The following is an 11,749-nucleotide window of genomic DNA, read 5'->3' as shown; positions in this document are numbered from 1 at the left end:
AGGGGAACAAATGCCGCAGGCCAGCACCAACAAGTCCGCTTCCAGCCGCGACATAGGGATCGACCTGGGGACCGCGAACACCCTGGTCTACGCCCGGGGGCACGGCATCGTCCTCAATGAGCCGTCCGTGGTCGCGGTGAAGGCGGGCACCACCACGGCCCTGGCCGTGGGGACCGAGGCCAAGGAGACCATCGGCCGCACCCCCGGCTCCATCACCGCGATCCGCCCCCTGAAGGACGGGGTGATCTGCGACTACGAGGCCGCCGAGGAGATGATCCGGCACTTCGTCCGCAAGGCCGTGCCGGGGCGGCGGCCGCGCACCCGGATGGTGATCTGCGTGCCCTCCGGGGTGACCCCCGTCGAGCGGCGGGCCATCGTCCACGCCTCGACGCGGGCCGGGGCCAAAGCCGTCCACCTGATCGAGGAGCCGATGGCCGCGGCGATCGGCGCGGGGCTGCCGGTGGCCGAACCGCGCGGCTCGATGGTGGTGGACATCGGCGGCGGCACCACCGAGGTCGCCGTCATCTCGCTCGGCGGGATCGTCACCTCCCAGTCGCTGCGGGTCGGCGGGGACCGGCTGGACAGCGCGATCATGGACTACGTGCGCAAGGAGCACGGGCTGCTCATCGGGGAGCGCACCGCCGAGGACGTCAAGGTCGGCATCGGATCGGCCTGGCCGGTGCCGGACCGGCCGGAGCTGGAGACCCGGACCTTCACGGTGCGCGGCCGGGAGCGGGTCGGCGGGATGCCGAAGACGCTCTCGCTGGGGGCCGCGGACGTACGGGCCGCCCTCGACGAGCCGGTCGAGGCGATCATCGCCGCGGTGCGCACCACCCTGGAGGAGTGCCCGCCCGAGCTGTCGGGCGACGTGATGGAGCACGGCATCGTGCTGACCGGCGGCGGGGCGCTGCTGCCGGGGCTGGACCTGCGGATGGCCTCCGCGACGGGGATCCCGGTCTTCGTCGCCGACGCCCCGCTGGACTGCGTGGCGCTGGGCTCGGGCAGGTGCGTGGAGGACCTGGACACGCTGAACAGCCTGCTGGTCCCGGCGAAGGCGTGAGGCCTGGGGCCTGGGGCCTGAGTCCTGGAGCCTGAGTCCTGGAGCCTGAGGCCTCAGGCCCCCGGGGCGCTAGCCCCGCGGGAGGGTGGCCACGACCGTGTACGAGTCCGCCGTGCGCGTCGCCGTCAGGGATCCGCCCAGGCTGCGCACGCGCTCGGACATGCTCGCCGTGCCCGAGCCCGCCGAGACGGGGGCCCGCACCGGCGTCCGGACGGGCAGGCCGTTGCGGACCGCGATCCGCAGCTGCGCACCGTCCGCCTCGATGGACACGTCGATGGTCTCTCCATGGGCGTGCTTGGCCGCGTTGGTCAGGCATTCCTGCACCACCCGGTAGACCGCGGCCTGGCGCAGCGGCGACAGCCCGTGCACCTGGGGATCCAGGGCCAGCCGTACGGGCGAACCGGCCCGTCCGCTCTCCTCCGCGAGGGCCGGCAGCCCGTCCACCCCCGGGGTCGGGGCCCGCTCCCCGCGCTGCACGATGATCTCGTTGAGCACCAGGTGGGCGCGGCGCGCGGTGTCGGCGAGCTCCTCGAAGTCCTTCGCGTACGCCGTCTCGCGCGCCCGCGTCGACAGCACCTCGGAGCGCACCGTCAGCAGGGTCAGCTCGCGGCCGACGAAGTCGTGGACGTCGCGGGCGACCGAGGTGCGCTCCTGCTGGACGGCCTGGAGCACGGCCGACTCGGCGCGCCCGGCGGCCAGCTCCCCCACCAGGTCGTGCCGGTAGGCGGCGATGCCGACGGCCGAGGCGAGCACCCCGATCGGCAGGACGAGGCTGAGGAACGCGCTGAGCGTCTGGGCGTGCGGCTCCGGCCAGCCCGGCACGCAGAAGACGATCAGCGCGAAGGCGACGTACCCGACGGTGGCCAGGACGGCGGGCCGCCGTCCCCGGTAGCGGCCGACCGAGTAGAGCGCGAACTGGATCAGCGTCAGCTCGTGCAGCCAGCCGATGAAGAGCAGGGCGGTGAGGTACGAGGCCCAGGGCGCCCGGCGCCGCACCACCAGGCCGGAGCACCCGGCGGCGAGCACGACGGCGGCCATCGGACCGCTGAGCGAGTTGTCCGCGGCGGCCAGACCGGGCAGGTCCAGCGCCATCAGCGCCAGGCAGCTGAGTGCGGTGAGCACGTCAAGCGCCCGGGGTGACCCGGCCCAGCCCGCGGCGAGCCGTCGGCCGGCGGCCGCGGCCCGGTGGAGCGCCGAGGCGACGGGCGGGACGTACATGCCTTCCATCATCCGTGCTCGGCGAGGGGTATCGGATCAGCCAACCCGGCCGAAAACGTGATGTGCGACACTCCGGACAACTCGGGACACAACCCGTCAGGACGTCGGATCAGTGCCCGGGCCCGCGTAGTCGGAGCCGAAACAGGACCGGATCTCCCGCTCCGAGTCCGGACGTCCCGCGAAGTTGAGCCGGGAGTCCTCCTCCTTGGGGGCGGCCTTGGGGTCGGCTTCGAAGGAGACCGACCACCAGTAGACGCCCGTCATCCTCCGCTCCCGGACGACCTGGCAGACCGCCTTGTACCAGGTGGCCTGCACCGCGGGATTGAGCTTGCGCCGCGCGTAGAAGTCGCCGGGTGCGTGGTACGCCCCGTCCATGGCGCTGATGCCCGCCTCCGCGAGCACGATCCGCGACAGGGGGCCCTTGCTCTTCTTGTCCAGCCAGGTGTTCCATCCGTCGACGAGCTGGTCGACGGAGGCGTCGTCGGGGACCTTGACGGGGAAGTACGCGTCGACGCCCAGCCGGTTGACGGGCACGTCGATGTGGCCGCCCACGTAGTTGTCCCAGTTGGCGTCGTAGGACACCTCGCCCTTGAACCGCTTCTCGGCCGCCGCGATCAGGGGCTTCCAGCCCGGGTGGCCCTCCATCGAGTTCAGCTCCGTGCCGATCACGAACGTCGCCGCCCGCTGCCGCTGGGCCACGTCGAGGTACGGGCCGAGCAGGGCCTCGTACGCATCGAACCAGGCCTCCTTGTCGGTCGGCTTGATGTTGCCGCGCCAGCCCTCCGGCGGGACGAGCACGGCCTCGTCCAGCGTCGGGCGCACGGTGGTTCGCAATCCGGCCTCGTGGAAGACGCGCAGCACCGTTTCGAGGTGCTCGGGCGTCGGGGTGCCGCGGCCGGCCGCGAGCTTCGTCGAGGTGCGGCCCTCCGTGTAGAAGGGGAAGGACACGGAGACGGCGTTGGCCTTCAGCCCGACGAGGTAGGCGGCCTGCTTGCGCGCCTGCTTCTCGACGTACGCGGCGTCGTGCTCCTTCTTGTCCTCCCAGAAGATCTGGACGCCCCACTCGGGCATGCCGGCCTTCCAGGGCTTGTCCACCGTCGGCAGGGGCCCGGCGGGCTGAGCCTCCTCGGTCTCCGCGCCCCCGCCGACGGCGGGGACGCCGGTACTGCCGTGGACCGTGGTGCGGGTGGAGCCGGAGGGGGAGTCGCGCAGGACCAGGGACGGCTCCAGGGAGCCGGCCCGCCAGCGCAGGGGATGGTCCCCGACCACGAACGGCAGGCCTATGACCAAGGAGGTCACGGTCACCGGCAGGATCGCGAGCAGCGGGACCTTGGAACGCCTGGCCGCCCTCTCGCTCTTGTTCCCGGTCTTGTTCCCGCTCCGGTTCTCGCTCTGGTTCTCGCTCTGGTTCTCGTTCTTCATCTCGTCGTTCACGAGGGGCTCTCGGTTTCTCAGGCGGGCTTGGCGATGACGACGAACTTGTTCTCTTCGCGCTTGATGAACTTGATCAGCCCGCGCAGGCCGCCGAGCCCTTCCATCACGGAGAACACCGGGATGAGACCGAGCACGACGATCGGCTCCCACCACAGGCGCCGGCCGTTCGCCGAGACCAGGCCGTTGAGCCTCAGCCCCTCCCAGTACGTCCAGATGACGTACGCGAAATTGAGCGCCCACATGATCACGACAGTCTGGGCCACGGGGGAGGTGTTGAAGTCGCCGATGAGCCAGGCCACGAAGAGCACGGTCGCGACGTGCTGGAGCGGGCCGAAGACCCAGGTGGCCACGCAGAGCAGCAGGAACCAGCGGTACCGGAACGGCACCGTGCGGTTGAAGCACAGTGCGACGAGCCCCCAGGCCCAGCGCTCACGCTGCTTGACGAAGTCCCTGGTGGTGGCCGGGGAGGCGCCGTAGCAGCGGCCGTTGAACCAGTCGCTGCGGCCGGGGTACGTGCGGCAGAACGTCAGCGCCAGCTGCGCGTCCTCGACGATGGCCTTCGGGCCGAAGTCCCAGCCGATGGTCGCCTCGATGGAGGCGCGGAGCAGCAGCAGCTCCCCGTGCACGCCGGCGACCGGCGTTCCGAGACCGGTGAGGGCGCGGAACCGGGCTATGTCGTCGGCGGGGCGGACCGCGTCGGCGAGCCAGGTGAAGCGGTTCACGGCGTTCTCGCGCGGGTAGGCGAGGATGCCCTGCGCCATGTGCTTGCCCTCGTCCCCGGCCCGCCGCTGGCGGTTGACGAACTGGGCCATGGACGCGGCGGTGTCGGGGCCGACCCCGGTGTCGTCGTCCATGTGCAGGACCCAGATGTCGTCGAGGGCCTCGCCCTCGTCGATCCGCAGTTCGTGCGCGTAGTGGTTGGCGCGGGCCTTGAACCGGGTCCCGTTCGCCGTCTCGTACGCCTTGGGCACGGTGACCACCCGGATCAGCGGGTTCATCGCGGCCAGGTCGTCGATCCGCTCGGCCGCCTCGCACCCCTCCTCCGTCAGGACGTCGACCCGCATGAGCGGGAAGTACGGGGGCAGGTGCTCCACGTAGCTCAGGACCGAGCGCTCCAGCGCCGGGTACGTGTCGTGGCGGCCGATGGTCGGCACGAGCACGATGAGGAAGTCCTCCTCCACCGGCGTCGGCGGGACCATCTCGTGCGCCTTCCGCAGCCGGCGGCGGATCAGCAGGGCGCCCTGGAGGCCGACCATGACGCCTACGCCGGGCAGCGACCAGACCACCGACAGGGTCCAGCCCAGCGGGGTCGGATTCGGCTTGAACGACCACAGGCCGAAGCCGGCGAGGAGCAGGAAGGGCAGCAGGAAGGGCAGCACACCGGGCTTCCACTCGGCGTGGCGCTGCACCATTTTCGCATCGCGCCGGGTGGCGGGCGCGACCTCTTGTACGGAGGCGGGGGTCATGGCATAGGTCCTTCGGGGTTCCTACTGCTACTGCTGTTGCGGCGGCGACTGCCGGGGCTGCTGAGGATGCTGGGGCTGCTGGGGCCAAGCGGGCTGGCCGCCGTACGGGCCGGGCCCGTAACCGGGTTGGGGCTGCGGGGGCGCGTAGGGCTGGTGCTGCGGCTGCGGCTGCGGCTGCGGCTGCGGCTGCGGCTGCGCGTAGCCCGTCTGCGGCAACTGCGGCGCGGGCTGCGCCGGATAGGCCGGTGCGGCCCCGAACCCGTGGGACGGCTGCGGAGACTGCTGCTGCGGCACCTCCTGGGCCAGCCGGGCTTCGTTGGCCTGCTGGGTCCACGGGTTCACCGGCGGCTGCCACGCTTCGTACACCGCGAAGTCCCGCAGCAGCAGGACGATGAGCGTGCAGGTCACCAGGGTCCCGACCGCGAAGGTCGCCAGCTTCAGCCCGCCCTGCGCGGTCGTGGTGAAGTACTCGGCCTGCCTGTCGTCGAAGAGCGCACCCGACAGGCTGCGCACCCGGTTGTAGCCCTCGATGGCGGCGCCGCCGATGATGATGCCCCGCCCGAGGGTGTTCCCGCGCAGGACCAGCAGTCCGCCGGACACGTAGACGACACCCCAGTTGAGGTTGAACGTCTCTGCGCTTCCGGAGCCGTCACCCGTGCCGTAGTACACGATGCCCTGGAGGAAGTCGGCGACGCCGACCTGCCAGAAGCAGTTGTACACGGCCCAGAGGAGCAGGATGCCTGCCCAGCCCATGGCCACGAAGGCGGCCACACGGTGGGCGCGTGGCGTTGACGCGCTCAACTTCACTCCTATTCGAAGGTTCCGTCGTGCAAGGCGAGCCATTGCACGCCCGCGGGGCCGGATTCCCGGCCGCCGGTGATCGTCTTGGGGTCGTCGTACGTCTGTCGCACATCGGCGTTCGGGTTCTTCGCGGTGAGCCCGTCGCCCCACACGGTCCACAGCACCCACGGCGCCCGGTCGAGCGTCGTGCGCTGCGCCGCGCCCAGCGGCACGTGGAAGGACTCCGCGAGGATCCGCGGCTTGCCGTAGTCCTTGAGACCGCGGTGCCACGTCGAGGTCCAGGCGTCCGGGTCGAAGGGCCGGTCCGGGGTTCCGCTGTAGTCGTCGACGCCGACGACGTCCACGTAGTCGGCGCCCGGGTAGAAGTCCCACGGTTCGCTGCCGTGGACGCCGTCCCAGGCCGTGGGGGCCCAGACGAAGATCAGGTTGTGCAGTCCGCGGGAGCCCACCAGGTAGTGGTAGAGCAACTCCCAGAGGGCCGTGTACTGCTGGGGCTTCAGCCCCGCCCACCAGAAGCTCTGCTCCCCGCCCAGCGAGTTCATCTCGTGGTACGGGCGCAGCAGTACGGGGACGTCGTACGCGGCCAGATAGCCGAGGTGGTCCGCGAGGAAGGACAGGTCGAGCAGGAGCGCGGCGTGCTCGGGGGTACCGGGGGTGAGCACCCGGTCGATCCAGCCGGGGTCCTTGGCGGAGGGCGCGTTGCGGCGCAGCGTCTGGTCGTAGCTCTTGACGGGGCTGCCCGGCCACGGCTGGTGGAACGACATGCCGACCAGGCCGGCGGGTGCTCCCCCGTTGGTCGGCAGCACGGTCTCGGCGCCGTTCCACAGGCGTTCGGTGCCGGTCGGGTTGTACGAGCCGTCGTCCTTGCGGGGCAGCCCGTGCCAGACCCCCATGGCGAGGTCCACGACGTCGTTCGTGTAGGTCCAGAACTCGCGGCGGGCGGGCCAGGCTGCGCGCGAGTAGTCCCGCGCCTCACCCACGCCCCAACTGTCCTGCTGGTAGCCCGGACCCAGGTCCAGTTCGAGGAAGGCCGGCAGCTTCCCGGTGATGTCCTGGGGCTTGCGGTAGTAGTAGCCGGGAGGTTTGGGACCGCTGTGGTCGCCGTACTCCGGGTTGTACCGCTCGTTGTGCACCTCGGCGTGCTGGCCCATGAGGGTGCCGCGGCGGCGGCCGGCGCGGGCGTCGGCCTCCAGGCCGACCAGTAAGCGGTACACGGCCCTCGCGGCCTTGGAGGCCTTGGGATCCCGCGACACCAGGTCCTTCTGGAGTCCGGTGGCGGGCGCGCGCGAGGTGCTGAAGGCCGCCACTCCGGCGAGGGCTCCGCCCGTGGCCACGGTGGCAGCCGCTCCCAGGAGGAGATTGCGGCGCTTCAGGTCGCGGCTTAACGCCTCGCGACCCGGCACGTCACGACCCAACACTCCGAGACCCCCCTCGGTCGACAGCAGGCCGACAATGGCCCGTGCCGGTCGCACGCAACCCTCGGGGCCGGTGTCACCCTACGCGTCGGCCCCCGGGCCATGCGCTCGGGGGCCGATGGTTCACCGTATGTACGTGTGGTTCACCGTTTGTACGTCTTAGGCGGCGGGCAGCGTGTCCAGTTGGGCCTGGATCCGGGCGATGTCCGCCTCGGCCTTGGCCAGCCGGCCCTTGATCTTGTCCACGACGTTGTCGGGGGCCTTGGCCAGGAAGGCCTCGTTCCCGAGCTTCGCCTCGGCCTGCTGCTTCTCCTTCTCCGCGGCCGCGAGGTCCTTGGAGAGGCGCCCCCGCTCGGCGGCCACGTCGATCGTGCCCGACAGGTCGAGCGCGACCGTGGCGCCGGCGACCGGCAGGGTGGCGGTGGCGGTGAAGCCCTCGCCCTCCGGCTGGAGGCGGAGCAGCTGGCGCACGGCCGCCTCGTGCGCGGCGAGCGCCGTACCGGTCAGGTCCAGGCGGGCCGGGACCTTCTGGCCGTCCTGGAGGCCCTGCTCCTTGCGGAACCGGCGGACCTCGGTGACGACGGCCTGGACGCTCTCGATCTCGGCCTCGGCGGCCTCGTCGCGGAAGCCGCCCGGGGTGTCAGCCCCGGGAACGGACACGGCCTTGGGCCACTCGGCGATGACCAGCGACTCACGCCCGGTCAGCGTGGTCCACAGCGTCTCCGTGACGAACGGGACCACCGGGTGCAGCATGCGCAGCATGACGTCGATGACCTCGCCCAGCACCCGGCCGGAGACCTTGGCCTGCTCGCCGCCCGCGAAGAACGTCGTCTTCGACAGCTCGACGTACCAGTCGAAGACCTCGTCCCACGCGAAGTGGTAGAGCGCCTCGCTGAGCTTCGAGAACTGGAAGTCCTCGTAGTACGCGTCGACCTGGGCGACCGTCTTGTTGAGGCGGGACAGGATCCAGCGGTCGGTCGCGGACAGCTGCTCGACCGGGGGCAGGTCACCCTCGATCGTGGCGCCGTTCATCAGCGCGAAGCGCGTGGCGTTCCAGATCTTGTTGGCGAACTTGCTGGAGGCCTGGACCCAGTCCTCGCCGATCGGGACGTCGGTGCCCGGGTTGGCGCCCTTGGCCAGGGTGAAGCGGACGGCGTCGGAGCCGTACTTGTCCATCCAGTCCAGCGGGTCGACGACGTTGCCGAAGGACTTCGACATCTTCTTGCCGCGCTCGTCGCGGACCAGGCCGGTCAGCGCGATCGTCTTGAACGGCACCTCGCCGTCCATGGCGTACAGGCCGAACATCATCATCCGGGCGACCCAGAAGAAGATGATGTCGTGGCCGGTGAGCAGGACGTCGGTGGAGTAGAACTTCGCCAGGTCCGGGGTCTTCTCCGGCCAGCCGAGCGTCGAGAACGGCCACAGGCCGGAGGAGAACCAGGTGTCGAGGACGTCGGTGTCCTGGTGCCAGCCCTCGCCGGTGGGCGCCTCGTCGTCCGGCCCGACGCAGACGATCTCGCCGTCCGGGCCGTACCAGACCGGGATCCGGTGGCCCCACCACAGCTGGCGCGAGATGCACCAGTCGTTGAGGTTGTCGACCCAGTCGAAGTAGCGCTTCTCCATCTCCTTCGGGTGGATCGTGACCCGGTCGTCGCGGACCGCGTCGCCGGCGGCCTTGGCGAGGGTCTCGACCTTGACCCACCACTGCAGCGACAGGCGCGGCTCGACGGTGGTGGAGCAGCGGGAGCAGTGCCCGACGGAGTGCAGGTACGGGCGCTTCTCGGCGACGATCCGGCCCTGCTCGCGCAGCGCGCCGACGACCGCGGAACGGGCCTCGAAGCGGTCCAGGCCGAGGAAGGGGCCGTGGACGGTGATGACGCCGTGCTCGTCCATGATCGTCATGTTGGGCAGGCCGTGGCGCTGTCCGATGGCGAAGTCGTTCGGGTCGTGCGCCGGGGTCACCTTGACGCAGCCGGTGCCGAACTCCGGGTCGACGTGCGTGTCGGCGACGACCGGGATGGAGCGGTCGGTGAGCGGCAGCTTGATGAGCTTGCCGACGAGGTGCTTGTAGCGCTCGTCGTCCGGGTGGACGGCGATGGCCGTGTCACCGAGCATCGTCTCGGCGCGCGTGGTGGCGACGACGAGGGTGTCCTCGCCCTCGCCGTACTTGATCGAGACGAGCTCGCCCGCGTCCTCCTGGTACTCCACCTCGATGTCCGAGATGGCCGTGAGGCAGCGGGGGCACCAGTTGATGATGCGCTCGGCGCGGTAGATCAGCTCGTCGTCGTAGAGCTTCTTGAAGATCGTCTGGACGGCCTTGGAGAGGCCCTCGTCCATGGTGAACCGCTCACGGGACCAGTCGACGCCGTCGCCGAGGCGGCGCATCTGGCCGAGGATCTTGCCGCCGTACTCTTCCTTCCACTGCCAGACGCGCTCGACGAACTCCTCGCGGCCCAGGTCGTGGCGGGACTTGCCCTCCTCGGCGAGCTGCTGCTCGACCTTGTTCTGGGTGGCGATGCCGGCGTGGTCCATGCCGGGCAACCACAGCGCCTCGTAGCCCTGCATCCGCTTGCGGCGGGTCAGGGCGTCCATGAGCGTGTGCTGGAAGGCGTGCCCCAGGTGCAGCGAGCCGGTGACGTTCGGCGGCGGGATGACGATGGTGTACGCGGGCTTCTCGCTCGCGGGATCCGCCGTGAAGTAGCCACGCTCTACCCAGCGCTCGTAGAGCTTCCCCTCTACCTCGGCCGGAGCGTACGCGGTCGGCAGTTCGGAGTGGGGGCTGCTGGGTGTCTGCGTGTTCTCGGTCACGAGGCACAGTTTAGAGCCGTAACAGTCCAGCTATGAAACCGGTAATCCGGGGGCCCGGCGGCCTGCGGGGGATCTGCTTCCGACAGGATGTCTGAAACGCATAAGGATTCCTGAAGGGGGATGCGGGCATGAGCTACAACCAGCCGGGGCCGTACGGAGGCCAGCCGCCGCAGCAGCCGGGACCGTACGGGGGCCAGCAGCCGGGACCGTACGGGCAGCCCGCGCCGCAGCCCGGCTACGGCTACCCGCAGCAGCCCCCGCCGCCGGGCATCCCCCCGCAGGGTTACCCCCAGCAGCCGCAGCAGCCCCAGCCGGGCTACGGCTACCCGCAGCAGCCGCCGTACGGCATGCAGCCGCAGCAGCCGAAGAAGTCCAAGGCCGGCGTGGTGATCGCCGTGGTCGTCGCGGTGGCGGCCATCGCGGGCGCCGGCTGGTACTTCACGAAGGGCGGCGGCGCCTCGGGCTCGGTCGCCGCGGACACCAAGGGTTACAAGCTGGCCTACCCGGCCTCGGTCGACAGCTACGCGAAGAACGAGCAGGCGGTCGGCACCGCGAACGGCGATACGCCCCTGACGGGCGAGCAGAAGACCAAGGCCGAGGCCATCGGCATCAAGGACCCGCACCAGGCGACCCAGCAGTACCTGAACGGCATCAAGGGCAAGGCCAAGCAGATGACCGCGAGCGGCTTCTGGGGCCAGATCGACGATCCGGAGCGGGCCCTCGACGCATACTTCGGCACCATCGGCGCGCCCAACCCGGAGACCGACAAGCTCGGCCTGAAGTACGAAAAGGTCGGCTCCCCCAAGGCGTTCACGCCGGACGGGTTCAAGGGCGCCGTCATGAAGTGCGTCGAGGTCAAGATGACGACCACGAAGACCACCAAGCCCGGGGAGCCCAGCTCGCTCGTGGTCCCCACCTGCGCCTGGAGCGACCACTCCACCCTGGCCGCGGTCAACCACATGGACCAGACCACGATCCTGACCGGCGGCAGCCAGGGCACCTTGGAGGACGTCTCCAAGCTGGCGGCGAAGCTCTACAACACCTCACGGACCAAGCTCTGATCGGGACGGTGTCCGGCTCGGGCACGTGACCCGCGCCGGACCCCCTTTCATGCCCCTGCCAGGCCGCACGCTGACTGCGCGTGGTCGACCCGTACCCCGATGTTGAGCAGGCCCATCAAACAGCTGCCGTAAGCGGTGGGCGAAAACTGGTCCCCCGATTCACAAGCAGCCTCTATCTTCGGGCCGACCTTGTAGCCCGCTTCGTGCAAGTAGTACTGGCAGTCCCCCTGGTCGGCCGAGGCGGGTGAAGCCACCACGATCGGGAGGGCTGCCGCGGCGAACGTCGCGGCCAGGACGCCGACTGCGCGCTTCTTCATCTTCATGTCTCGTTCCCCTTGGCTAAGGCTGGTCGAGACAAAGGTGATCAAGAAGTCATCCGCCACACCAGGCGACACGGCCCACTTGTCCGATTATCGGCAAAGATAGTCCGAATATGCGAAAGGGGCGCCCCGGGTGACCGGGGCGCCCCTTCGCGTGCGTCGTGTC

9 protein-coding genes are annotated in these 11,749 nt (G+C 70.3%); 2 read left to right on the top strand and 7 right to left on the bottom strand.

Going from position 1 to position 11,749, the window contains the following annotated elements; all coding sequences use genetic code 11:
* Window positions 1–10: 10 nt before the first annotated feature.
* Entirely contained in the window at window positions 11–1,060 is a 1,050-nt protein-coding gene (locus tag ADK52_RS07655; RefSeq protein ID WP_053689012.1) for a rod shape-determining protein, read from the top strand.
* Between the two features lie 69 nt (window positions 1,061–1,129).
* Here ADK52_RS07655 and ADK52_RS07650 read toward each other — a convergent pair whose 3' ends face one another.
* The 6 genes from ADK52_RS07650 to ADK52_RS07625 form a co-directional block, all read right to left on the bottom strand.
* Window positions 1,130–2,278, bottom strand: a complete 1,149-nt coding sequence (locus ADK52_RS07650) for a sensor histidine kinase (RefSeq protein WP_053689057.1) — start codon at window positions 2,276–2,278, stop codon at window positions 1,130–1,132.
* Window positions 2,279–2,374: 96 nt separating this feature from the next.
* Window positions 2,375–3,712 (bottom strand): glycoside hydrolase family 113, encoded by a 1,338-nt coding sequence (locus tag ADK52_RS07645; protein WP_234343512.1) that lies wholly within the window; start codon window positions 3,710–3,712, stop codon window positions 2,375–2,377.
* A 17-nt stretch (window positions 3,713–3,729) separates the two neighbouring features.
* A complete protein-coding gene (locus ADK52_RS07640; protein WP_053689011.1) occupies window positions 3,730–5,178 on the bottom strand; it encodes a glycosyltransferase family 2 protein in 1,449 nt (482 codons plus the stop codon).
* A gap of 27 nt (window positions 5,179–5,205) precedes the next feature.
* Entirely contained in the window at window positions 5,206–5,979 is a 774-nt protein-coding gene (locus ADK52_RS42195; RefSeq protein ID WP_159045870.1) for a hypothetical protein, read from the bottom strand.
* Window positions 5,980–5,987: 8 nt separating this feature from the next.
* A complete protein-coding gene (locus ADK52_RS07630) occupies window positions 5,988–7,313 on the bottom strand; it encodes a glycosyl hydrolase (RefSeq protein WP_159045869.1) in 1,326 nt (441 codons plus the stop codon).
* Window positions 7,314–7,553: 240 nt separating this feature from the next.
* On the bottom strand, window positions 7,554–10,202 hold the full coding sequence (locus ADK52_RS07625) for a valine--tRNA ligase (RefSeq protein ID WP_053689008.1): 2,649 nt from the start codon (window positions 10,200–10,202) through the stop codon (window positions 7,554–7,556).
* A gap of 128 nt (window positions 10,203–10,330) precedes the next feature.
* Here ADK52_RS07625 and ADK52_RS07620 point away from each other — a divergent pair, with 128 nt between their 5' ends.
* Window positions 10,331–11,263 (top strand): hypothetical protein, encoded by a 933-nt coding sequence (locus ADK52_RS07620; protein ID WP_063783788.1) that lies wholly within the window; start codon window positions 10,331–10,333, stop codon window positions 11,261–11,263.
* 47 nt (window positions 11,264–11,310) lie between these two features.
* Here ADK52_RS07620 and ADK52_RS07615 read toward each other — a convergent pair whose 3' ends face one another.
* Entirely contained in the window at window positions 11,311–11,586 is a 276-nt protein-coding gene (locus tag ADK52_RS07615) for a hypothetical protein (protein ID WP_159045868.1), read from the bottom strand.
* Window positions 11,587–11,749: the final 163 nt, after the last annotated feature.

The organism is Streptomyces sp. WM6372 (genome assembly GCF_001279655.1).
GTDB lineage: Bacteria > Actinomycetota > Actinomycetes > Streptomycetales > Streptomycetaceae > Streptomyces.
Note: the sequence above shows the minus strand (reverse complement) of the source record. Positions and strands in the feature narration are given on the sequence as shown.

Bases quoted from the DNA above. Each gene is read 5' to 3' on its own strand.
- ADK52_RS07640 (WP_053689011.1), bottom strand. From the start codon at position 5,178: ATGACCCCCGCCTCCGTACAAGAGGTCGCGCCCGCCACCCGGCGCGAT.
- ADK52_RS07620 (WP_063783788.1), top strand. From the start codon at position 10,331: ATGAGCTACAACCAGCCGGGGCCGTACGGAGGCCAGCCGCCGCAGCAG.
- ADK52_RS07615 (WP_159045868.1), bottom strand. From the start codon at position 11,586: ATGAAGATGAAGAAGCGCGCAGTCGGCGTCCTGGCCGCGACGTTCGCC.
- ADK52_RS07650 (WP_053689057.1), bottom strand. From the start codon at position 2,278: ATGTACGTCCCGCCCGTCGCCTCGGCGCTCCACCGGGCCGCGGCCGCC.
- ADK52_RS07655 (WP_053689012.1), top strand. From the start codon at position 11: ATGCCGCAGGCCAGCACCAACAAGTCCGCTTCCAGCCGCGACATAGGG.